This window comes from Dolichospermum flos-aquae CCAP 1403/13F, assembly GCF_012516395.1.
In the GTDB taxonomy this organism is placed as follows: Bacteria; Cyanobacteriota; Cyanobacteriia; order Cyanobacteriales; family Nostocaceae; genus Dolichospermum; species Dolichospermum lemmermannii.
Genome location: NZ_CP051206.1, coordinates 2,331,487 through 2,354,601, shown reverse-complemented (window position 1 = coordinate 2,354,601; position 23,115 = coordinate 2,331,487). Strand labels below are relative to the sequence as shown.

The window sequence follows — 23,115 nt, the reverse complement described above, 5'->3', positions numbered from 1 at the left end:
CCCTTTAAAGTTTTCCAGAAATTTTGCAAAAATTAGACTATTAATAAATTCCATGCAGCCAGTAAACAATCTACCAAATCTACCTAAATGGTTAAATATAGGATTAGCCTTTCCTGTTATTCTTCTGAATGGTTGGCTATTAATTCAATTTATTAACTACTTTCAACCTTTAGTCAGTGTTATCTCTGTCGCTATTCTCTTAGCTTTTGTGCTAGATTATCCGATTAAACTGCTCCAAAAACGTGGAGTACCTCGCATTTTAGCAGTTGTCGTAGTATTACTGTTATCTATTATTATTTTAGGTGCTGTAGGTGTTATTCTCTTACCACTTATTCTGGAACAACTGAATGAGTTAGCTAATCTTCTTCCCTATTGGATTGAATCGGGAACTCAACAAATAGAAGCTTTGCAAAATTGGGCAGCTACCCAGCAGTTACCAGTAAATTTAAGTGGATTAGCTAGTGAATTTTTAGGAAAAATATCTAGTCAACTACAATCTTTGACTGGAAAAATTCTCGGTTTTGCTTTTGATACTATTGGAAATTTATTTAATTTACTAATAGCCATAGTTCTGACTATTTATCTAGTATTGAATGGTGAAGCTTTATGGGATGGAATTTATCTGTGGTTTCCGTCCCAAATTGCTAAAAAAGTTCGAGAATTACTCCGAGAAGATTTTAATAATTATTTCATTGGTCAAGCTACTCTAGGTGCTATTTTAGCCGTGTCTATAACATTGGCATTTGTCCTCTTACGAGTCCCTTTATCACTCCTTTTCGGGATAGGAATTGGTTTATTTTCTTTATTTCCTTTTGGGACTGGTATTGGGGTTGGTATTGTCAGTTTATTAATAGCTTTAAAAGATTTTGGCTTAGGATTAGAAGTTGCGGCTATAGGTGTAGCTATTGACCAAATTAATTCTAATATTATTGCCCCACGCATTTTAGGAAATTTAACCGGCTTAAATCCTGTATGGGTGGTAATTTCTTTATTAATAGGCGCGAAATTAGGCGGTGTATTGGGTGTATTGGTTGCTATTCCTCTCGCTAGTTTTATGAAAGATATGGCTGATAGTTGGCGGAATGGTGAATTTAATAAAACCGCTGTTGATAGTGAATATCTGCAAGAATCTTGAATAGCATTGAGATTTTCACAAATTCAACTAGTAAAGAACTAAAATATTCACATCACCCCACAGGAGGCTGTATGAGTCAGGTATATGAGGGAGTTCGCTGGACAATCACAGACCTAGAATTATTGCCAGATAATGGCAACCATTATGAAATAATCAATGGAGAATTATTTGTGACAAGAGCGCCACATTGGAAGCACCAGAAGGCTTGTAACAACATTTGTACAGAACTCACACTTTGGTCTAGAAAAACTGGTCTAGGGGAAGCTGTAACTACTCCTGGAATTGTTTTTACTGATGCTGATAATGTTATTCCTGATGTGGTGTGGATAAGTAATCAACGTTTAGCAACTTTATTAGATAATGATGGACATTTAACAGGTGCGCCAGAATTAGTAATTGAAGTTCTTTCTGCGGGGGGAGAAAATGAACGTCGAGATAAAGAAGTGAAATTAAAACTTTATGCTTCTAGAGGTGTGCAAGAATATTGGATAATTGATTGGCGGTTACAACAAGTAGAAATTTATCAGCGAGAAAAGGCAACTTTAATTTTAGTAAAAACCTTATTTACTAATGATGAGTTAACATCACCTTTATTTCCTAATTTTGTTTGTATCGTTGGTAGTTTATTTGTTTGAATTGATAAAAATTGCCAGCGACACACCCCCCAACGCTTCAATCAGATTGTTTTCAAATAATATTCCGTAGGTACAGGCACAAAAATCAAGAAAATGATTACAATATTCAAGGTGAAATCTAATTCTCTTGGGTAACTAATCATGGAAAATTTTGTTTTTTACAACCCAGTTAAAATCTTGTTTGGCAAAGGTCAAATCGCCAACATTGCTTCAGAAATCCCCGCAAATGCGAAAATCCTTATTACCTATGGCGGTGGTAGCATTAAAGCCAATGGCGTTTATGATCAAGTAAAATCCGCATTAGCTGGCAGAAATTTATTTGAGTTCGGTGGAATTGAACCCAACCCCCATTTTGAAACTTTGATGAAAGCGGTCGCATTAATCCGCAAAGAAGGCATTGATTTTCTCTTAGCTGTGGGTGGTGGTTCAGTTGCTGACGGGACTAAATTTATCGCTGCTGCTGTTCCTTTTGTGGGCGACCCTTGGGATATTTTAGCAAAAGCCGCACCCGTAACTGCGGCTTTACCAATGGGGGTGGTTCTGACTTTACCCGCAACTGGTTCGGAAATGAACACAAACTCAGTTGTGACTAAGTGGGAAACTCAAGAAAAGTTATTTTTCGCTAGTCCCTTCGTGTTTCCTAAATTTTCAGTTCTTGACCCAGAAACGACTTTCTCCCTACCTCCTCGGCAAATTAGCAATGGTATTGTTGATGCTTTTACTCATGTAATGGAGCAATATTTAACCTATCCAGTCAATGCACCATTACAAGACCGCATGGCCGAATCAATTCTGAAAACCCTGATTTGCGAAGGACCAAAAACCTTAGCAAATCCCACAGATTATGATGCCAGGGCGAATTTAGTTTGGTCGGCAACAATGGCATTAAATGGGTTAATTGCCGCTGGTGTCCCCCAAGATTGGACAACTCACATGATTGGTCATGAGTTGACAGCGTTGCATGGTTTAGATCATGCTCAAACTTTGGCGGTTGTACTACCTAGCACTTTAACAATTCGCCGCGATCGCAAATGGCAAAAACTTCTACAATATGCAGATAGAGTCTGGGAAATTAGCGGTGGTTTGGAAGAAGAACGGGTAAATGCAGCAATTACTAAAACTCGTGATTTCTTTGAATCAGTTGGTGTTCGGACTCACCTATCTGACTATGGTATTGGATTACAAACTATTCCAGCCGTGATCAAAAATTTAGAAAAGCATGGGATGACAGCTTTGGGGGAAAATAAAGATGTTAATCCGCAAGTTATTGAGCAGATTTTAGCTCTTTGTGCTTAGAAATTCCAGAGATATTCTCGTTTTGCTTGCTTAGATATGAGGAAATAAGTGAAAGTTTTAGTTATCGGTAATGGGGGACGGGAACACGCTCTAGCGTGGAAATTGCTACAATCTGAAAAAATAAACAAGCTTGTTTGCGTACCAGGTAACGGTGGTACAGCAACTTTGCCAGGTTGTGAAAACTTGCCTTTAGCAGTAGATGATTTTGCTGGTATCAGCGAATATGCGATTAATCATGGGATTTCTTTAGTAGTTGTCGGTCCAGAAGTGCCTTTAGCTCAGGGAATTACTGATTATCTGCAAAATCAAGGCTTAATGGTATTTGGTCCAAATAAAGCAGGGGCGCAAATAGAAGCAAGCAAGGCTTGGGCTAAAGCTTTAATGGAGGAAGCCGGAGTTCCTACTGCGAAAGCTGCGGTATTTACGGAAGCAGCCTCGGCAAAAGCTTACATTCAATCTGAGGGTGCGCCCATTGTTATTAAAGCCGATGGTTTAGCTGCTGGAAAGGGGGTTACAGTTGCCGAAACTATTGCCCAGGCTGAAGAAGCAATTGAGGCAATTTTTCAAGGACAATTTGGATCTGCTGGCAGTTCCGTTGTCATTGAAGAATGTTTAGTAGGGCAGGAAGTATCTGTTTTAGCTCTAACCGATGGTTTAACCATTCGCCCATTGTTACCTGCTCAAGATCATAAGCGCGTCGGCGAAGGTGATACAGGAGAAAATACTGGTGGGATGGGTGCTTATGCTCCTGCACCGATAGCGACACCGCAGTTGATGGCACGGGTACAAACAGAGGTGTTAGAAAGAACGATCACAGCTTTACAGTCCAGAGGCATTGACTACCGAGGCATTTTGTATGCGGGGTTAATGATTTCACCAGATGGGGATTTTCGGGTTTTAGAATTTAACTGTCGTTTTGGTGATCCCGAAACACAAGTAATTTTACCGATGCTAGAAACTCCTTTGGAAGATTTAATCTTGGCTTGTATAGAACAGCGGTTAGGAGATATGCCGCCGATTGCTTGGAAACAAGGGGCTGCGGCTACGGTGGTGGCTGCTGCTGGTGGTTATCCGGGAGAGTATGCTAAGGGTAAGGTAATTACTGGCTTTGAGGCAGCCCAGACAGCAGGGGCGACAGTGTTCCATGCGGGGACAAGATTAAATGCAGCCCAGGAAGTTGTTACAGATGGCGGCAGGGTGTTAAATGTGACGGGTTTGGGTGAGGATTTCCGGGAAGCTTTAGCTCAAGCTTATGCAGGTATCGAACATATTCAGTTTGATCAGATGTATTATCGCCGAGATATTGGTTATCGGGTTTTAGGCTGATTTTTGGATAAATAATTTGTTTCGCGCAAAGGCACAAAGGAGCAAAGGCGCAAAGGAAGAAGGAAGAAGGAAGAAGGAAGAAGGAAGAAATACATTTATGATGCTGTGGGGACTTGATCACTTTTTGGTGGTCGGTCCAAATTTTGTTCTTCTTGTATCCCAGTCCTCCCCGCAAATTGAGAAAACTTTGTATGCTGATATCTATATGGTTCTTTATAGTTTTTAATTAAAATTAGTGCAAGAAGATTTTCGCTTAATTGTTGATTTGGTTTTGGTGTTTGCTGTCGCTGCTTGCGGTGGACTCTTAGCTGCACTGTTAAAACAACCTGTTTTGCTGGGATATATCATCGGTGGTATGGTTGTTGGTCCCTCTGGACTAAGGCTGATTAAAGAACTTGTCCAGGTGGAAACCTTGGCTCAGTTTGGAGTCGCGTTTTTGTTGTTTGCTTTGGGTGTGGAGTTCTCTTTAACGGAACTCAAAAAAGTTAAGGCGATCGCTCTCGGTGGTGGTACTTTACAAATTATCCTCACTATTCTCATCACTGTTTTGGTCTGTGGTGTCACTGGTGCTTGGGGAACTCTACCGGCTAAAGGTGTATTTTTGGGTTCGATTTTGTCTTTGTCTTCCACTGCTGTGGTTCTCAAATGTCTCATGGAACGCAATGAAACTGAAACACCTCACGGACAGGTAATGCTGGGGATTTTAGTGGTTCAGGATTTGGCTCTGGGGTTCATGTTAGCTGTATTACCAGCCCTTCATCAACCAGGAGAAGCCATTGGGGTGGCTGTGGTGATGGCATTGGTGAAAATTGGTTTATTTGCAGCGGGTGCAGTTGTGGCTGGGATTTGGTTAATTCCCCCTTTACTCAGATTATTAGCCAGCACTGAAAGCAAGGAGTTATTTTTATTAGGTGTCGTCACTATCTGTTTAGGAATTGCTCTGCTCACAGAATATTTAGGACTATCCATTGAAATGGGGGCATTTGTCGCCGGTTTGATGATTTCTGAGGTGGAATATGCTGATGAAACTTTGACGATTGTTGAACCTTTACGGGATATATTTGCTAGTTTATTTTTTGTTGCCATTGGGATGTTAATTGATCCAGTATTTTTGTGGCAAAATCTGGAGTTAATTCTGGGATTAGTGACTTTAGTTTTTGTGGGTAAGTTTTTAATTATCACCCCTTTAGTCAAGTTATTCCGTTACCCTTTAAAAACAGCTTTAATTGTCGGTTTAGGACTAGCGCAAATTGGGGAATTTTCTTTTGTTTTAGCTAGTGAAGGACAAGCTTTGGGTTTGGTTTCCCGACGCATATATTTACTAATTTTAGGAACTACCGCAGTGACTCTAATGCTGACTCCTTTTGTCTTGCGGTTAGTCCCATTTTTATTCGATTTTGCTGAATCTATGCCTTGGCTGAAACCATATTTGGTAGATGATCAAGCTCATGATTTTTCGGAAGATCTACCACAGAAAAATCATATAGTAGTTTGTGGTTATGGACGGCTTGGTAAAAATTTGGTGAAGCTGTTACAGCAATATCAATTACCTGTAGTAGTTATTGATCAATCAGAAAGTCGAATTCAGCAATTACGGGATGCCGGAATACCTTATGTTTATGGTAATGCGGTGAGTCTTCATGTCTTAGAAACCGCCGGTGTCAGTCATGCTCAAGGTATGGCGATCGCTCTCCCTGATCCTGCCAGTATTCGTTTGTGTTTAAAACGGTCTTTGGAGGTATGTCCAGAATTAGATACAGTTGTCCGTGCTACCCAAGATAAAAATATTGAACTACTTTATCAATTAGGTGCAAAGGAAGTAGTGCAACCAGAATTTGAAGCTAGTTTAGAAATGGCAACTCATCTATTAATGGGGGTGGGTTTATTACCAGAGATGGTACAACAGAAAATGCAACAAATTCGCCAAGATCATTATTTGGATTTACGTCCTGAAAGTTCCGCTGCTGAAGTTTCTAAATATTTACAAAAAGTTACCCGTGATTTAAATCGTCGTTGGTATGATTTACCAGCAGATTCACCTTTTATTGGCATGACTTTAGAAGAGGTGAATATGCGTTATTTAACTGGGGTGAGTTTAATGGCTATTCGTCGCGCTAATGGGGAAGAAATTGATTATCCTCATAATCAAACTATACTTCTTTTAGGCGATCGCTTATTAGTGGTAGGATCAGCCGAAGAACTCACTGCTTTAGTGGAGTTTGCTGAAGGTAAAATTAATATTTCTGACGAAATAGAAAAATGAATACTCAAGTGTATTCAGTTATAATGTCAGAAATAATTACAAAAAATATGTGGTAATGTTTTAAAATACCACATATTCATATTCAGCTATAAAGCCGATATTTTTTAATGGGTTATAATCATCATATAATTGGGAAAATTATGTTTAATCCCAAACTATTTAAGTAGTTTGTCAAGTCACGAGGATTTAATCCTAACTCGTTAAAAACAGCCTGTAATGTAGGGGTTAAAAGAATAGGATTTGGTAAAGGGTTTGTAGGGGTAGTTGTAGTCGCACCACCTACTATAATTTCTTGTTGTTTAATAGGTATATCTGTGAATGAAGGTATATCTGTGATTAGTATTTTAGACATTCTAGAAATATCCTTAACGTTGATTAGTCTCGCTAAATTCCACCGTTAATTTAAATAGTAGAAAAACTAATAATAGAAAGTCAATACGATAAGCAACACGGTTTTATCTAAGTTTTACTGATAGCGGAGCGAGACTAACTCTCTTTAACCTACCATATTACCTAAAGTTTTCATGTAGGCGATCGCCTGTTTCCAAACCATAATCTGCTCATTATTGCCGTCAAAAATACAGATACAATTGTGATCTTGCCAAAATATTCGACCTGTAATCAAATCACCAGTCATTAATCTAAATTCGACCATTAATTTTTCTTTAATACACTTCTGGACTTGACGAGTGCTAGGTAGGGAAGTATCAAATTGATTAGTTGCCATATATTATACTGGTAATTGGTGATTGGTGATTGGTAATTGGTGATTGGTGATTGGTGATTGGTAATTGGTAATTGGTAATTGGTGATTGGTAATTGGTGATTGGTGATTGACAACTGACAACTGACAACTGACAACTGACAAATTTTTTAATAGTATGAATGAATCTTTAATAATTCATTTAGAGCAAAATGGCAATCGAATTTACTAAGTATCACGGACTCGGTAATGATTTTATCCTCATTGATAACCGTTCCTCATTGACACCAGTATTGACACCAGAGAAAGCGGTACAGTGGTGCGATCGCCATTTTGGTATCGGAGCAGATGGTGTTATTTTCGCACTTCCTGGACAAAATGGCACTGATTACACCATGCGGATTTTTAACTCCGATGGTTCAGAACCAGAAATGTGTGGCAATGGAATTCGCTGTTTAGCGGTATTTCTGACGGAATTAGAAGGCATTTCTCGCACCAAGGATAAATATCATATTCATACCTTAGCAGGTGTGATTTCACCCCAACTCACAGATGAGGGTCAAGTTAAAGTAGACATGGGTGAACCCCGATTATTAGCGGGGGAAATTCCCACAACTTTATCACCTACAGAGTTTCAAGTCATTAATCAACCCTTAGAACTAGCCGACAAAACTTGGGATGTTACCTGTGTCAGTATGGGAAATCCTCACTGTATCACCTTTGTCGAAGATGTTGCGGCTATTGACTTAGAAAGCATTGGAACTAAATTTGAAAATCATCCCGTGTTTCCTAAAAAAACCAATACCGAATTTATTGAAATAGTCAATCGTAACTATTTGAAAATGCGAGTTTGGGAACGAGGCGCTGGAATTACTCTGGCTTGTGGAACAGGTGCTTGTGCGTCCTTGGTAGCGGGAGTATTGAATGATTTATGCGATCGCATTGCTACTATTGAATTACCCGGTGGCCCCCTAGAAATCGAATGGTCAGAACTTGATAACCGGATTTACATGACAGGCCCCGCAGAACGAGTATTTACAGGCAAATATTAAATTCAGCCTGTTTTGAGTTCTAAGTTATACAAGCGATTGTCTACAGAATTATTGTAGGCGATCTGCTTACAAGGAGAATGCCGAAAACCCTTGAAGGTGTGGCAAGAGATGTAGGGAATAAATTCCCTGGCTTTGAAGGGGCATCAATTATTGATTTTAAATACCTTATTTTAGTTAAATACTGATAGAAAATCAAGATTAATGATGTCAGTGATCATTTGACCAAATATTAGCCAGTATCTGTTAAGATTGATGAAGAATTAATAATTTTTAAGACCAATACTTGGAGAGTCTAATGTTTATTAGTGAATTATCGCCCCTATTTCAAGAACTTGCCCAACATCCAGTTTCATTTTTAGGTGGGTTTGTCTCTGGTGTTCTCCGACTTAATCTCAATGAAGATCCCGTCAAAAGTTGGCTAAATAAAAAATGTTGTGGAAATAGTTCCAGCAACCTCAGTACAGAGGCAGAAAATGGCAAAGCCAATGGACCGCAACAAATTACAATTGACTAAATAACGCAAGTTGTTAGTTATCTAAAATTGAAGCTGGTAATGGGTAATTTGTCAAATTTTTACCTATTACCTATCCAATAGGTTAACTAAAATTTACCAAAAAATCTAAATTTAATTGAGGATTCGTGATAGAATGGGAGCAGACTCAAAAATATCTGTTAACTTCAGTAGTTATAAAGAAATAATTAAGCGTCTTATTATCTATCACAGTGATCATTCTAGAGTTAGAGCAAAGGATCACAATAGAATGAAAGTGATTCAGAGAAATTTGTCAGGTTAGCTCATCCCAAAGGTTAGTATTCAGGCAATCACGAGCTATATCTTGTAGTGAAACTGCACGATCAACAGTAAAGTTCGCTATTGTGCAAGTTAATATTGCAGTCTGTGGGTGCAACTGGACAAAGTAACCAAAAACTTGTTGAGCAAGGATATTGCCAGAGGCTGGTTTTGATGATAGGGTAGGTTGAGATTCCGTTTTTGAGAAAAAACCCCCAGTGGAAGTTAGCCAGCTAGGGGAGTTTAGTTATCAGGGTGCATCTACCAATTAAATGTTCTCAAGTGCATAACGATCCTCCGGATAAATTTATTTTTAACAAATTTGTTTTGAGTTCGGGATTCAAGTACCCAGATGTTTTTGACACCTGGGAGAAAAGAAAAAACCCCCAGTGGAAGTTAGCCAGCTAGGGGAGTTTGGTTATCAGGGTGCATCTACTTGTTAATTGTTCTAGAGTTCTATGTAATGCTCCGGACAAAAATTGGTGAGTGGCAATAATTATTTTGTGCTAACCTACAGACAAAAAAACCCTCAGTGGTGTTAGCCAGCTAAGGGAAGTTAGTTATCAGGGTGCATCTACTTGTTAATTGTTCTAGGGTTCTATGTAATGCTCCGGAAAAAATGGCTGGGTAGCAATAATTATTTTGTGCTAACCACAGACAAAAAAAACCCTCAGTGGTGTTAGCCAGCTAAGGGAAGTTAGTTATCAGGGTGCATCTACTTGTTAATTGTTCTAGAGTTCTATGTAATGCTCCGGAAAAAATTGGCGAGTGGCAATAATTATTTTGTGCTAACCTACAGACAAAAAAACCCTCAGTGGTGTTAGCCAGCTAAGGGAAGTTAGTTATCAGGGTGCATCTACTTGTTAATTGTTCATTGTTTTTAACTTATGCTCCGGAAAAAATTACCCAAAGATTGCAGCTTGTCACATACCGAAAAAAATCCTGTGGCTGGTAGTTGGGTAGGGGAGTTAGTTGTTAGGATTTTATCTACTTAATCTACTTAATAGTTTATCTATCAATGCTTATAAACGCTCTTGACAAACAAGAGCGTTTTTTATTTGCCAAATTGACAATCTCAGGGAGCCAAGCCGCTGAGATTCTTCAGAGATTTTCACTCGTAAAGGCTGTGCCAAACAGCCACTATACACTCCGCTTAAAGCATTGTGCTTACTTTTTCACAAGAATGCGATTATCCTAGCGAAAAATATGGAGGCTGTCAAGATACACCAAAAACCACAGCGGTTAAAACCGTGGTCAGTGAGCAGTTCGACAAGCTCACTGTAACACTTGTCGAACTGCCCGTGTCGTGGCTGGTGAGCTGCGTCGATAGCGTAGCGTGGCGTTAGCCATACCATCCCTCTCAGGTCTAAAGACACGCTCGTTTCCCACTTATCGCGAGGTCCTATGAAAAAAGAAAACCCCCAGTGAGTTTTAGCCAAACTAGGGGAATTGAAGATCAAGGTGCATCTACCAATAAACAGTTCTCGACGGGGATCAATCAATCCGGATAAAGTGGTTGCAGCCAACAGACACAAAACCCTTGTGAAAAAGTAGATTAAGATCAATAGGAAGGCATCTTTGAAACTTTAGAATGGCAAAAAACATCTAGAGTATTGGCAGGATTAGCCACTTGTGGCATGATTCTCAAAAACAATACTGCTAATTGTTCTATATTTCCTAGTGTCGGGTGAACAAGATCATGTCTACCGATGCCAGAACAGTTAATGTTTAAGGCATATAATCACAATGGGTGGAGATTTAAATGTGGCTGATAAGTAGGTTGGCGTTGAAAATTGTCGTTATAGCACTAGGTAAGAGACAAGAGGCAAGAGGCAAGAGTAAAGAAGTTTTCAGCGATTTTACGTGCATTGTATAGGTTTTATGGAGCAGAAATTGTGACCCAGGAATTTCACATTTCCGCAACGCAGGTGGGGCAAAATGACTATCTGGTGCGAACGGAACAAGTTGCACCTGGGGTACCGGTGGCAGAAGAACTGGTGCATTGGCCTGTGGCTGAGTGGTTGGCGGCCGCAGGCGATTTGATGGATGATCCTTTGCAGTTAATGTTGCAGGGGAATATGGTAGCCAGAAACTCTGTTAACTTGGTGGCCTTGGGTCAGGAGTTATATAATGCGCTGTTTCAAGGAACACTCAGGGATAGTTGGATTACTGCCCAAGGTATAGCCCAAAATCACCAACAGGTGCTGCGGCTAAGATTGGGATTGAAGGATACGAGATTGGCGCGGTTACCGTGGGAAGTGATGCACGCAGGCGATCGCCCATTGGCTACGGGTCCTTATATCACCTTTGCCCGTTACCAAAGTGGCATCGCCCCAGGCTCACGGTTACTGACTCATAATCTGCCCACGTCGCCGGAAGTACGGGGGATAAGAGTGCTAATGGTGATTTCTTCACCTACTGATTTAGCGCGGCTAGATTTGCTCAAACAAGAAGCTATTAATCTCAAGGCAGAATTGCACCGCCAAGCATTAAGAGTGGCTGATGGTAATCATCATCTTCCAGAAATTGAGTTGACCGTTCTTGACGGGCCGGGGAGGGAAGAACTCACCCAAGCTTTAGAACAGGGACATTACCATATTCTCCACTATTCTGGTCATAGCAACTTGGGGAGCAATGGTGGGCAAATTTATTTAGTGAGTAAAAAAACTGGCTTAACAGAAACTCTCAGCGGAGATGATTTAGCTGGGCTACTGGTTAATAATAATATTCAAATGGCAGTGTTTAACTCCTGTTTGGGGGCATATCGGGCTAGGTCAGAGACGGAGTCAGACTCAGCAGAACGGAATTTAACTGAAAGCTTGGTAAAACGGGGAATTAGAAGTATTTTGGCGATGTCAGAACGCATACCTGATGAGGTAGCACTGACGCTGACACAATTGTTTTACCGCAATTTGAGTCAGGGCTATGCTGTAGATTTATGTGTAAGTCGGGTTCGTCAAGGCTTAATTTCTGCCTATGGTTCTCAGCAGATGTACTGGGCTTTACCAATTTTGTATCTCCAGCGAGAATTTGATGGCTGTTTGACACCAGAAGTTATGGCTACGCCACGGGGGCTATCGGAGTTACTGAACCAATATCAGCCCATCAAGCAGACAAATAGTTATAATTATGCTGATATGGGAACTAACCCAGAAATTCCTTTAGCTATTGATGATATTCTCAATCCTAATTTTGGAGAGGAGACGACGGAGGTAGACTGGCTAGGGGAGAATACTTGGGGTGATCTGGGCGATGAAATTGAGTATGATGATCCCACTTATAATGAGGATTTGGCAATAGTTTCTGATTTGTTTCGTCAGCTTGGCAATCCGGTTGCTAAAACAGAAGAACCAAGTATGAAGACGGAATTAATCGCGGAGAATCATCATTACTTGTCGGAAATGCAGGTTGCCCAACCGAAACAAAATTTAGATTGGGAAAATGTCCCCACTCAGATTACCCCAACTCCCTTGAATCTTGAGAAGCGTGAGGTAAATCCTCAGTTATCACCGTCACCTGTCCCTCCAAAGGGTAATCGTTTTCACCGAACAAAATCACCATTGTTAGTGTATGGTTTGGTGGGAGCAAGTGCAATTACTGTCATTGTTGGTATTGGTTGGTGGTGGCATCAACGACAAGTGCGCAAGTCTGCTGATGTGCCGCCGATTCCTGGACAAAATCTCACAAGTAATCAGTATCCACGGATTAATTTAGCTAATTCAGCTACGGGAATTGTCACGGCAACGGCGACGGCTCAGTTGAGTCAAGGTCATTTAACGGCTGGGTTAGATGCTGTTAATGAATTACTGAATCGTGGTGCTTTGACGGCTGCGGAAACAGCTTTAAATTTGATTCCTACTCAGGATGCTGAAAATCCAGCTGTGAATTTTTTCCGGGGGCGTTTAGCTTGGCAGTCAGTCCAAACTAAAAATAATAAATATAGTATTGATGATGCTCGTCGTTATTGGGCTAGGGCTGTAGAAAAGCAGCCAGATTCTCTTTTGTATAATAATTCTTTAGGATGTGCCTATTATGCGGAGAATAATCTCAATTATGCTAATGATGCTTGGTTCAAATCTCTGAGTTTGGCATTAAAGCCACAACGGAATAAAAGTTCTGATCCAATGAAATATCCCCAAATAGCTGGAGAACCGGAGGCTTTGACGGCTTATGCTGGATTGGCTTTGGGTTTATATAAATCTGCTAACAGTCAACCCGCTGATAAACGCCAGCAATATTTACGGGAAGCGATTAAACTTAGGCAAATGGTGATTCAAAATGCGCCCGCAGACTTTACCATTGAGAGGTTATCACAAAATTGGCTGTGGACAGAACAGGCGATCGCTGATTGGAGAGCGCTTTTGCAAGAAAATAGTCCATAATTGTGGACAATGATCAAAAAACCTTGTAATCCCATACATCAGGCTAAAATTAAATAACTATGACTATATTTACAGCCTGAGACAACGAATCTGCTTAGATATATAAACGACGTTATTAGAAGTCAGGAATCAAAAAAATGAAAAAAGTAGAAGCCATTATCCGTCCATTTAAACTAGATGAAGTGAAAATTGCCCTAGTTAATGCGGGTATTGTTGGGATGACAGTTTCTGAAGTTCGGGGTTTTGGACGGCAAAAAGGGCAAACCGAACGCTATCGGGGTTCGGAATACACGGTAGAGTTTCTCCAAAAACTGAAAGTGGAAATCGTTGTTGAAGATGCCCAAGTTGATATGGTTGTAGATAAGATTATCTCCGCAGCCCGGACTGGTGAAATCGGTGATGGTAAAATTTTCATCTCCTCTGTTGAACAAATTGTCCGCATTCGGACAGGAGAAAAAAATACGGAAGCCGTATAAGTATTAAGTATTGGGTGTTGAATATCCAAAAAATTGGCGTTGCTGAGTCTGTAAATGTGAAAACAGAAAATCAGCAGCGCCTTTTATACACCCTCTAAGGGTCTTCCAACCCACATTCCGCACCCCCCAGTGTCACAATCAGTAATTTCGGATTTTTGAATACCTTTAACATAAAGCCGTCCTGGAAGGACGGGGCTGTCCCGTCTTTTCGGTCAGGCATAATACTGTTTATGTCTGCACTTTTTGGGCTAAATGTAACTAGTTGAAAAGGGTATTAAGGGTATTAAGGGTATTTTTGCAAAAAATTAGATTGTGGTAGCGAATTATATATCAGTGAAGGACAAACTGTACAAAAAGGACAAACTGTACAAAAAGGACAAGCGATCGCTGCTGTCGGTTCTACAGGCTTCTCTACGGGTCTCCATCTCCATTTTGAAGTCCGCCGCGATGGTACACCTGTTGACCCAGCAAATTACTTATAATTAAATGCTGTTTAAATTCAAAAAGTATGTTATACTATCAAATGTATAAGGGCGCGTGGCTCAGTGGATAGAGCAACAGGTTCCGGTCCTGTAGGTCGGGGGTTCGAATCCCTCCGCGCTCATTTTTTATAATGTCACTTGTCAGATTATTTGACCGCGTTGACAAGTTGGTGTCCGTCTTGCCAAATTATTGTCCGCGTTGACAATTTATTTGTCAGGCATCAATAATTTCTTTGCCACACTTCTTATAGTATGGCAAAACTTTTTATTGTGCCTAAAAAAATATTTAGGGCTTGCTGAAAAAGTGGGGAAAGGCAAGAAAAAAGATAACTAAGTAATTTTATTTCTAACGTCTGTTCCACAATTTTTCGATTGATTTTGTTAACTAAATTTATGTCTATTCTTTCTCTAAAGTGAACTAGCATTGAAGCGTCAAATGGTGGTTTATTACTATCTTGTTGACATTCCTATAAAGTATTGCAGGTAAGGGTTTTCCCCTATCTGTTCTACTGTTTCTCTATCACTAACTCCTAATTTTTCTTTGATTATCAATGCTCCTAATGCCATCCTAAATGTTTTGGCTGGTGCGCCTATTTCCGAGGAAAATATTGCTGCATATTCTGCTTCAAATTCAGACCAAGGTATCATTTTTGTCATGATTACCCACCGATTATCTAATGCCAATTTCTCCTCGAAAGGTAGTTGAAACTTTTCTGGTGCTGTTTCTTGTTATTGCGCTTTTTTATACATCTTAATACGCTTTCGTGCAAGGGTTTTTACGCATTTTAACTCTTTTTCTTGCACCTTTTCATCTTCTATCCCCCTCAAGTCATTGATTTGTCACGGTTCTATGTTTATTCAGCAAGCCCTAGTTAGATGTCTGAGATAAACCAAAGTCAAAATTATTTGTTCTGGGAGCGATAATTTAGGTTTTCTACCACCTCCACCTGCAATGATTCTAGTTTTATTTGATTCTAATAAATCTTGTTTCTCATTGTATAATTGTTCGAGCTTTTGAATTAATTTTTGTAGCTGCTCATAATCTAGACTAAGTAAGTTGGCGTTAAACAATCAACATATGTAACGAAATGTAAATTCGACAAATACCTTATAGATAGGTTATTTAAGGGTTTTTACGAAAAAAATGTATATTGATTTTATCGTGCCGACTTACTTAATTAATCTTTGTGTTTCTTTATGATTCTCTTCAATGTGATTCAGTATTAAACTCATATTTTCCTGTTGAAAACTAATTATTATATTCTTTTACCATAAAATGTTACTATTTTGGATATGTCTATTAGATAAGATAATTCCTGATTACCTGCTATATGCAATATCGTCGTTTTGGTAAAACTAATTTACATCTTTCTGTTTTTTCATTGGGAACAATGCGCTATTTAACTGATAGTGAAAATGTCCAACAGACCATTGAAAAAGCTTTATCTTTAGGAATTAATCATTTAGAAACAGCTAGAGGTTATGGTGATAGTGAAGCATATTTGGGTAAAGCTATAAAAGCTGGTTTATCAGTACCCCGTAATCAAATTTATATTACTACTAAAATTCCCCCAACACCAGATGCTGACACTATGCGTCGGTATATTGATGAATCTTTAAATCGCTTGAATTTAGATTATCTGGATTGTTTAGGAATTCATGGATTAAATACTTGGCAACATTTAGAATGGGTACAAGCTAAAAATGGTTGTATGCAGGCTGTGGAGGAAGCTATTAATGATGGGAGAGTGCGACATATTGGGTTTTCTACTCACGGTTCATTAGATGTAATTTTAGCAGCTATAAATACAGATTTTTTTGAATTTGTTAATCTTCATTATTACTATTTTTTTCAACATAATGCCCCTGCAATTCAGTTGACAACAGAAAAAGATATGGGCGTTTTTATTATTTCTCCTACGGATAAGGGCGGAAAATTATATACTCCACCCCAAACTTTAAAAGAACTCTGTTATCCATTCACACCATTAAATTTAAATTATCGTTTTTTGCTAAGTGATAACCGCATTAATACTGTGAGTATAGGACCAGCAAAACCAGAAGAGTTAGTAATATCTCCAGAACTTTTTGATCCTCCAAATGAATTAACTAAAGCTGAAATTGATATTTTTGAAAAATTAGAAAATCAGCAAAATGATGTTTTACTAACTGATAAATGTAGTCAATGTTATGATTGTTTACCTTGCCCAGAAAATATTCATATTCCCGAAGTTTTAAGATTACGAAATTTAGCCCTAGCTTATGATATGAAAGATTATGGAGAATACCGTTATGGAATGTTTGAAAATGCCGGTCATTGGTTTCCAGGTATGAAAGCTAACCGTTGCACAGAATGTGGTGATTGTTTGCCCAAATGTCCAGAAAATTTAGATATTCCTACTTTGCTAAAAGATACCCATGAAAGATTGCAGGGGAAAGCAGGGAGAAGATTATGGGGATAAATCCAAAATCTAAAATCTAAAGTTATTTAACTTTTACTTCTTCAACTTCTGCTAATGTTTCCATAGTTAGCGGTGTAGACTGACTAGCACCAGAAAGAAGTTTTAAAAGATTAGGACGGGAATCATATAATAGATAGATAATGCGATCGCCTATTTCCCATTCTTGAGTAGCCGACATTACCTGTAAACGTTCTTGTCTTTCTAACAACAGTGGTACTAAAATCCCATCTCGAATTTTTTCTTGTATATGTTCTTGTTGAGAGTCAAATTCTGCCGCATTTAATGTAGTTGTTCCCAATTTCACCTGTCCATTCATCAAATATTCATTCCAAGTTTTTACTGGTAAATCAGAGACAAAAGCTTGATCAACTTTACTATTCTCCGAAGGAGATCCTTGAGGATGTCGGGGGAATATGGCTAGAACACGGGGAGGATTAAATTCCTCAGCAGCCCGTTGAGCTAAAACAAAATTCACTTCACCATTACTGGTAATGGCTAAAAAAGTCCCCATCGAACCAATACCAGCTTCTTCCAGTATTTCCCCATCTAAAGCACTACTAGCAATCACTCGGAGATTTTGGGCTTCAGCTTGGGCTAACCGTTCCGGGTCAGTATCAATCATCACTACACTTTCTCCCCGTTCTTGAAAAAAGCGGGCAATTAATAAACCCAAGGGATTACAGCCCACAATTACCGCCCCAGTTGCATCTTTAGAGGTAATTCGTAACCATTTAACCAACCAGCCAGCGGTTAAACCTTGACAAAAAACCGTCATGATAATTGTCAAAAAGACTAAAGCTTTAATCGAATCACCACCATTAATGCCCCTCTGTGTCAGTAAAATCGCAAATAAAGACGCTACAGAGGCGGAGACTATGCCTCTGGGTGCAACCCAACTTAAAAATAGTTTCTGTCGCCAATTCAGATCACTATTCCAAGTACACAAAATAATGTTAATGGGGCGAACAACAAACATTAACACCAAAACGGTGAATAAACTCCCCCAACCTAAAGCCAAGACACTGGCAATGGATAAATCAGCCGCTAGGAGGATGAATAAAACAGAAACGCTGAGAATTGTCAGTTGATTTTTAAAGCTTCGCAATAACCGCTCTTCGGGAACTGAAGAGTTAGCAAACACCGCACCGGCTACTACTGTGGTCATAATTCCTGATTCAGAGCGAATCATTTGCGCTAGGGCAAACAACACCCATAAAACTGCCAGTACAACCAGATTTTTCAGTTCAAAGGAAATGAAATTGGCGCGTTTAAACATCCAACTCATTAAATATCCACCAACGCCACCAATGCCCGCACCCACAGCGAAACGTAAAATTAGACCAATAATGGCATTAATCGGGTCTGTATCACCATTTAAAATCGTATCCAGGACAACGTAAGCTAGGATAGCTCCCACTGGATCTATTAACACTCCTTCGCCTTCTAATAGCGTTCCTACTTGTCTATCTACGTTAATTTGTTGAATTAATGGACCAATTACGGTCGGTCCGGTGACAACAACAATGGACGCATACAGAACTGCTATATTCCAGGGAAACTCCCCTAGCCAGTGCGCCGCAAGACTTCCCCCTAGTAGGGTGATCAGAGTTCCCAAGGTGACGAGTAACTGGAGACTGAGGGAAACTTTGCCCAACTCCTGGCGATCTAATTTGAGTCCTCCTTCAAACAAAATGATTGCTGTTGCTAGGGAAACAATCACTTCTAATCCTGTTCCTAGTAAATGGGGTTGTAATATCCCCAGCCCGTCTTTACCTAAAAGGATGCCTAAGAGGAGTAGTAAGACGATGCTGGGTAGTTTGAAATATGCAGCCATTACCTGGGCGCTAATGCCTGCAAAAACAGTGATCACCATCTGGAGGGTGATTTCAAAAGGTGCTTCCATATTGTAGATTTTGAGCCATTGATTTCAAAATCCTCTCTAAAGAATCATAAATATTAACTTTACAGAAATATCCGGTAAGCGTAAAGCTCAGGGGCTAAAGCCTTGAGATATAAGCGACGCGGGCAAGATGCCCGCACTACCAAAAACCCGTCAAAATAAATTTGACAGACTACTAGAAATTTCTCAAGAATTTATTTTTCTTGGCAAAAGGACAGGGTTAATAGTCCAGAAATATTCCCCCTGCTCCTTACTTTGTGGCTTTTTCACCTCCTCTAAAAAAATCTTTCCAAAACCTCTTGACATTCTCAAAAAAACCCGCTATATTGTTGAAAGTGAAGAGAAACAAGCCCCCATCGTCTAGAGGCCTAGGACACCTCCCTTTCACGGAGGTAACAGGGATTCGAATTCCCTTGGGGGTATTATAAAAGGGATAGAAAAAGAATTTTTCTTTTTTTATCCCTTTGATGTTTTTGTGATTCCTGTGTCGGAATATTTACAAGATTTAATTTTGTTATACTCAATACGGCTCAATAGGTAGGGGTTTAGCATTGCTAAACCCTTACAAATCCAGGTTTTTTGTAATCTTGCAAAAGTCCATTTCCCAACCGTGTTTAGTATGGAGAGTTAGACTATTGTGTTAATTGCTTATATACAGCACTTCCCGGTGTTATGAGGTACATATCTAGCGGGCAAGACTTGTACTGAGCAAGCGATGCCCTGAGCCTGTCGAAGGGTCGAAGTATGCCCACACTACAAGAGTTTCATGATTCAACTTTGTACCTCATAAGAGCGGAAACCGCTGTATACCACAGGCTAATTACTACACGATTAGGGACTTGCAAGAAATAAATTATCCCAATAAACGAACCACAGAGGCACAGAGAACACAGAGAGAGAATTTTTGCGTCAGTTTTGGGACATTTTTTTATTTGGGAGTCCCTTAGTTTACAAGTCTTCATTGGGACGGTGTTTAATAATTTATACTATGCAGTGTAATTATTCAGGAGCTAGGAAAGAAATAGCCAACAATTACCGCTATATTATAAACAATTAATCATGGAAACATCAAATTTTGTTTATATTTATGATGGCAAAGTCTAAAAAGTTTCGTTGGCAAAAAACTAAATATTCTACCTTAGCCCGAAAAATAGACATTTTCAGGGCTGCGGCTAAATTTATGTTATTTCTGTGGTGGGATAGTATTTTTCCTCAAGATTCTTTAGAACATAAGAAAAACCGCGCTACTTGGTTTGTGAATACTTTAATTGATTTAGGTGCTACTTTTATTAAAATTGGTCAAACTTTGTCAACTCGTGCCGATTTATTGCCTCTAGAATATATAGAAGCTTTGGGAACTTTACAGGATCAAGTTCCGGCTTTTAGTAGTCAAGAGGCAATTAAGATGATTGAATTAGAATTAGGTAAACCTCTACAATTTATCTATAAAGAATTTGAATTTAATCCTTTGGCTGCTGCTAGTTTAGGTCAAGTTCATAAGGCTACATTATACTCTAACGAAGAGGTGGTTGTTAAAGTCCAACGTCCGGGTTTAGAGACTTTATTTAATTTAGATTTTAAGATATTATTACAGTTAATTAAGTTTTGCAATAAATATTTGGCTGGGGTAAGAAAGTATAATTTACAATCAATTTACAATGAGTTCTTTGATTTGTTGTTTCAAGAAATTGATTATATTCAAGAGGGAAAAAATTCAGATAAATTCCGAGAAAATTTTCGTGGATATCCGCGAGTTATTGTCCCTAAAGTCTATTGGCAATATACAACAACGAAGATATTAACTTTAGAATATAAACCGGGAATTAAAATTAATGATAAAGCGGCTTTGGAAGCCTGCGGAATTAATATTCATCAGGTAAATGAAACGGGTATTTGTTGTTATTTAAAGCAACTATTACAAGATGGGTTTTTCCAAGTTGATCCCCATCCAGGGAATATGTCCGTCAATCCAGATGGGAGTATTATCTTCTATGATTTTGGCATGATGTCAGAAATCGGAACTTTGAATAAGGAGGAGATGATTAAAACTTTTTTTGCTATTTTAAAAAAGGATAGTAATGAGGTAGTAAATACTTTAATGAGGATGGGATTACTTGAACCTATCCCAGATATGACTCCAGTAAAAAGATTAGTCACATTTTTATTAGATAAATTCACCGATAAACCTTTAGATATTAAAGCATTAGGTGAGGTAAAAATTGAACTTTATGAAATGTTTGAACAGCAACCATTTCGCTTACCTGCTCAAATGACATTTATTTTAAAAGCTATAACTACATTAGATGGTATTGCCAGGACTTTAGAGCCTCAATATAATCCTACAGTATTATCCCAGGCATTTATCAAAAGTCTGGCAGTCACAAAAAGTAAAGGAAGTACAATCGCTCAATTAAGCCATCAAGCTAGGGATTTTATTCAATATCAACTGACAAAACCGAATAAAACCGAAGTTTTAGTTAAGAAATTAGAGGAAAGAATTGAAAGAGGAGAGTTACAATTAAGAGTTAAAAATGTTGAAAGCGATCGCATATTAGGACGAATTTATCTAGCCATCAAAACCTTAATTTATGCTTGTTTAACAGGATTTAGTCTGTTGACGGGGTTAATCTTAATCATTGCCAAGTATCATAATTGGGCGATCGCAATTTTTTGTCTATGTGCTTTTTGTCTATATTTATTAGTTAAATCGTTAATGAAATTAGCAGTGATAGAGAAAATAGAAAAAATGGGCAAAAAGTAGCTAAGTAAGGATTCAGGTCTAACGTCTTCCGTAATTCCTCTATAATTAACCCGGAAATCTCAGGCTTTGCATCCGAATTAACACGGGAAACCTGAATTAATCCAGGAAATTGTCTTAAATAAATCTAAAAATTAGTATTTTACCCAGTTACTAAGGTAGCGTCTGGGTAAAATTAACTAAAATTACCGACTAATCAACCAAACTCTCAAGACTCAGAGGAACCATATCACCATTCCTCGTCAATCCCAATAACATTGACTGTTGTGATGCAATTAATTTACCTGTGAGGACACAACGCTCATCTTGTTGGGCTACAGCAGCAATACTAGCGCGAATATCAGATTTAGAAAAACGCGGTTTCCACTCACCTGATTTTTGCTGGATATAATTCCAGAGAATATCTCGAATTAGAGACTGATATCCCTGATTACCAGCGATATCTTTAAGTTTCTCCTTGAGTTTCCGTTCTAGACGAATACTGGTAACTTCCATATCAGTTGTTGGGGTGCGTGTAATGGTCTGCATGATTTTTTCTCCTTATAGGTATAGACAGGATAGTAATACAAGTGTAGTATGTTTAAAGGAATGTTCAATAGGTGAAATTTTCTGTGAAATCCATTTATCCCATCTCTACCTCTTCACAAGCAACCAAACGCCTCGGCAGTTGGGAATTTGCTGCTGCGGACGTGGAGAATTTATTTATGGGCAAGGATAGCCAACATCAAGGGCAAAGAACAAAAGGCAATTATGATTTTAAATATCCCAGCATGAATTTGCTGAATACAAAACCACAAATAGAGATCAAACGCGGGAGGTACAGGTAAAGAAATGCTGTACCAAAATAAGACGAAAACCATCAGGTCAATTGTTAACCCCCGCAGCGTCTAAGACAGAACCGGGGGTTTTTTTATAAGGAGTTAGGCTGTGACAAGCGCAATCCAAGTATTAGAGCAATCTGTAGTCGTGTTTTCCCAGAATTACTTACCACTGTGTCGGATAAATATCAAGCGGGCGATAGTGTTGCTAGTCAGCAATAAAGCCGAACCATTAGAATTTTCGACAGAAGACGGTTGGTTAATTCACTCATCTCGATTTGTGCTGTCTGTACCCAAGCACATCCGCTTAACAATTGCTGCTACGGAACGAATGTGGAAAATTCCGCCAGTCAATCGTCGGGAGGTTTTACGACGAGATCATAGCAGTTGTCAATATTGCGGTACTAACAAACACCTCACCCTAGATCATGTTATCCCCCGATCTAAAGGTGGCCGACATACTTGGGATAACGTAGTCATAGCCTGCGAAAAATGTAACTCTCGCAAAGGCAATAAAACACCCGCTGAAGCTGGAATGCCTTTGCGGAAATTACCGAAAGCACCTATTCACCCAACGGTGATATTTGCTGAGAAGTTTTGGAATGATATGCAAGCAAACCTGGAATAACAGGAGAGC

Annotated in this window: 19 protein-coding genes, 2 tRNA genes and 2 pseudogenes; 17 read left to right on the top strand and 6 right to left on the bottom strand. The window is 39.1% G+C overall.

The genetic code is table 11. The annotated features are described in order from the left end of the window. Window positions 1–52 precede the first annotated feature (52 nt). The 6 genes from HGD76_RS11650 to HGD76_RS11625 all read left to right on the top strand — a co-directional run bounded on the left by HGD76_RS11650 (window position 53) and on the right by HGD76_RS11625 (window position 6,655). Window positions 53–1,135 carry an AI-2E family transporter gene (locus tag HGD76_RS11650; RefSeq protein ID WP_015079573.1) on the top strand — a complete coding sequence of 361 codons (1,083 nt, stop codon included), beginning with the start codon at window positions 53–55 and terminating at the stop codon, window positions 1,133–1,135. A 71-nt stretch (window positions 1,136–1,206) separates the two neighbouring features. Further along, entirely contained in the window at window positions 1,207–1,770 is a 564-nt protein-coding gene (locus HGD76_RS11645) for a Uma2 family endonuclease (protein ID WP_168695872.1), read from the top strand. Window positions 1,771–1,911: 141 nt separating this feature from the next. Next, entirely contained in the window at window positions 1,912–3,066 is a 1,155-nt protein-coding gene (locus HGD76_RS11640) for an iron-containing alcohol dehydrogenase (protein ID WP_168695871.1), read from the top strand. Window positions 3,067–3,114: 48 nt separating this feature from the next. Next, a complete protein-coding gene (gene purD, locus HGD76_RS11635; protein WP_168695870.1) occupies window positions 3,115–4,392 on the top strand; it encodes a phosphoribosylamine--glycine ligase in 1,278 nt (425 codons plus the stop codon). Between the two features lie 16 nt (window positions 4,393–4,408). Next, window positions 4,409–4,618, top strand: a complete 210-nt coding sequence (locus HGD76_RS11630) for a hypothetical protein (protein WP_148761746.1) — start codon at window positions 4,409–4,411, stop codon at window positions 4,616–4,618. 9 nt (window positions 4,619–4,627) lie between these two features. After that, window positions 4,628–6,655, top strand: coding sequence for a monovalent cation:proton antiporter family protein (locus HGD76_RS11625; protein WP_168695869.1), 2,028 nt, complete (start codon window positions 4,628–4,630; stop codon window positions 6,653–6,655). Window positions 6,656–6,776: 121 nt separating this feature from the next. Here HGD76_RS11625 and HGD76_RS11620 read toward each other — a convergent pair whose 3' ends face one another. The 3 genes from HGD76_RS11620 to HGD76_RS11610 all read right to left on the bottom strand — a co-directional run bounded on the left by HGD76_RS11620 (window position 6,777) and on the right by HGD76_RS11610 (window position 7,502). Next, on the bottom strand, window positions 6,777–7,007 hold the full coding sequence (locus HGD76_RS11620; protein WP_168695868.1) for a hypothetical protein: 231 nt from the start codon (window positions 7,005–7,007) through the stop codon (window positions 6,777–6,779). Between the two features lie 144 nt (window positions 7,008–7,151). Next, the gene (locus HGD76_RS11615; RefSeq protein WP_015079580.1) at window positions 7,152–7,382 is read right to left on the bottom strand and encodes an Hfq-related RNA-binding protein; all 231 of its coding nucleotides are present in this window, start codon (window positions 7,380–7,382) and stop codon (window positions 7,152–7,154) included. Window positions 7,383–7,385: 3 nt separating this feature from the next. After that, the gene (locus HGD76_RS11610; protein ID WP_168695867.1) at window positions 7,386–7,502 is read right to left on the bottom strand and encodes an alpha/beta hydrolase; all 117 of its coding nucleotides are present in this window, start codon (window positions 7,500–7,502) and stop codon (window positions 7,386–7,388) included. Window positions 7,503–7,570: 68 nt separating this feature from the next. On the opposite strand from HGD76_RS11610, the gene dapF reads away from it, so the two are divergent. The 6 genes and pseudogenes from dapF to HGD76_RS11580 all read left to right on the top strand — a co-directional run bounded on the left by dapF (window position 7,571) and on the right by HGD76_RS11580 (window position 14,662). Then, window positions 7,571–8,410, top strand: a complete 840-nt coding sequence (gene dapF / locus HGD76_RS11605; protein WP_168695866.1) for a diaminopimelate epimerase — start codon at window positions 7,571–7,573, stop codon at window positions 8,408–8,410. A gap of 295 nt (window positions 8,411–8,705) precedes the next feature. After that, window positions 8,706–8,924, top strand: a complete 219-nt coding sequence (locus HGD76_RS11600) for a ssl0294 family protein (RefSeq protein ID WP_015079582.1) — start codon at window positions 8,706–8,708, stop codon at window positions 8,922–8,924. A gap of 2,171 nt (window positions 8,925–11,095) precedes the next feature. Further along, the gene (hetF, locus tag HGD76_RS11595) at window positions 11,096–13,582 is read left to right on the top strand and encodes a cell division protein HetF (RefSeq protein ID WP_168695865.1); all 2,487 of its coding nucleotides are present in this window, start codon (window positions 11,096–11,098) and stop codon (window positions 13,580–13,582) included. A 137-nt stretch (window positions 13,583–13,719) separates the two neighbouring features. Further along, complete coding sequence (locus tag HGD76_RS11590) at window positions 13,720–14,058, top strand: P-II family nitrogen regulator (protein ID WP_015079584.1); 339 nt, start codon at window positions 13,720–13,722, stop codon at window positions 14,056–14,058. Between the two features lie 317 nt (window positions 14,059–14,375). After that, window positions 14,376–14,540: pseudogene (locus tag HGD76_RS11585) on the top strand (M23 family metallopeptidase); the annotation flags it as partial. A gap of 49 nt (window positions 14,541–14,589) precedes the next feature. Further along, window positions 14,590–14,662, top strand: a tRNA-Arg gene (locus HGD76_RS11580). A 222-nt stretch (window positions 14,663–14,884) separates the two neighbouring features. On the opposite strand, the pseudogene HGD76_RS11575 reads toward HGD76_RS11580, so the two are convergent. Beyond that, window positions 14,885–15,224, bottom strand: a pseudogene (locus HGD76_RS11575) (transposase); the annotation flags it as partial. Window positions 15,225–15,871: 647 nt separating this feature from the next. On the opposite strand from HGD76_RS11575, the gene HGD76_RS11570 reads away from it, so the two are divergent. After that, a complete protein-coding gene (locus HGD76_RS11570; RefSeq protein WP_168695864.1) occupies window positions 15,872–17,002 on the top strand; it encodes an aldo/keto reductase in 1,131 nt (376 codons plus the stop codon). Between the two features lie 22 nt (window positions 17,003–17,024). Here the strand turns inward: HGD76_RS11570 and HGD76_RS11565 are convergent, their stop codons facing one another. Continuing rightward, window positions 17,025–18,905: a cation:proton antiporter gene (locus tag HGD76_RS11565; RefSeq protein ID WP_148761759.1), complete on the bottom strand. Its 1,881-nt coding sequence runs from the start codon at window positions 18,903–18,905 to the stop codon at window positions 17,025–17,027. A gap of 346 nt (window positions 18,906–19,251) precedes the next feature. Between HGD76_RS11565 and HGD76_RS11560 the strand changes: the two genes are divergently transcribed. Then, window positions 19,252–19,324 (top strand) — tRNA-Glu (locus tag HGD76_RS11560). A 665-nt stretch (window positions 19,325–19,989) separates the two neighbouring features. Further along, window positions 19,990–21,663, top strand: coding sequence for an ABC1 kinase family protein (locus HGD76_RS11555; protein WP_168695863.1), 1,674 nt, complete (start codon window positions 19,990–19,992; stop codon window positions 21,661–21,663). Window positions 21,664–21,852: 189 nt separating this feature from the next. On the opposite strand, the gene HGD76_RS11550 is transcribed toward HGD76_RS11555, so the two are convergent. Then, entirely contained in the window at window positions 21,853–22,188 is a 336-nt protein-coding gene (locus HGD76_RS11550; protein ID WP_015078842.1) for a ribbon-helix-helix domain-containing protein, read from the bottom strand. An 83-nt stretch (window positions 22,189–22,271) separates the two neighbouring features. Between HGD76_RS11550 and HGD76_RS11545 the strand changes: the two genes are divergently transcribed. Then, the gene (locus HGD76_RS11545; RefSeq protein ID WP_015078841.1) at window positions 22,272–22,487 is read left to right on the top strand and encodes a hypothetical protein; all 216 of its coding nucleotides are present in this window, start codon (window positions 22,272–22,274) and stop codon (window positions 22,485–22,487) included. Between the two features lie 100 nt (window positions 22,488–22,587). After that, window positions 22,588–23,106, top strand: coding sequence for an HNH endonuclease (locus tag HGD76_RS11540; RefSeq protein WP_148761764.1), 519 nt, complete (start codon window positions 22,588–22,590; stop codon window positions 23,104–23,106). Window positions 23,107–23,115: the final 9 nt, after the last annotated feature.

Bases quoted from the DNA above. Each gene is read 5' to 3' on its own strand.
- HGD76_RS11565 (WP_148761759.1), bottom strand. From the start codon at position 18,905: ATGGAAGCACCTTTTGAAATCACCCTCCAGATGGTGATCACTGTTTTT.
- dapF (WP_168695866.1), top strand. From the start codon at position 7,571: ATGGCAATCGAATTTACTAAGTATCACGGACTCGGTAATGATTTTATC.
- HGD76_RS11590 (WP_015079584.1), top strand. From the start codon at position 13,720: ATGAAAAAAGTAGAAGCCATTATCCGTCCATTTAAACTAGATGAAGTG.
- HGD76_RS11570 (WP_168695864.1), top strand. From the start codon at position 15,872: ATGCAATATCGTCGTTTTGGTAAAACTAATTTACATCTTTCTGTTTTT.
- HGD76_RS11620 (WP_168695868.1), bottom strand. From the start codon at position 7,007: ATGTCTAAAATACTAATCACAGATATACCTTCATTCACAGATATACCT.
- HGD76_RS11645 (WP_168695872.1), top strand. From the start codon at position 1,207: ATGAGTCAGGTATATGAGGGAGTTCGCTGGACAATCACAGACCTAGAA.
- HGD76_RS11600 (WP_015079582.1), top strand. From the start codon at position 8,706: ATGTTTATTAGTGAATTATCGCCCCTATTTCAAGAACTTGCCCAACAT.
- HGD76_RS11640 (WP_168695871.1), top strand. From the start codon at position 1,912: ATGGAAAATTTTGTTTTTTACAACCCAGTTAAAATCTTGTTTGGCAAA.
- HGD76_RS11615 (WP_015079580.1), bottom strand. From the start codon at position 7,382: ATGGCAACTAATCAATTTGATACTTCCCTACCTAGCACTCGTCAAGTC.
- HGD76_RS11550 (WP_015078842.1), bottom strand. From the start codon at position 22,188: ATGCAGACCATTACACGCACCCCAACAACTGATATGGAAGTTACCAGT.
- HGD76_RS11650 (WP_015079573.1), top strand. From the start codon at position 53: ATGCAGCCAGTAAACAATCTACCAAATCTACCTAAATGGTTAAATATA.
- HGD76_RS11555 (WP_168695863.1), top strand. From the start codon at position 19,990: ATGATGGCAAAGTCTAAAAAGTTTCGTTGGCAAAAAACTAAATATTCT.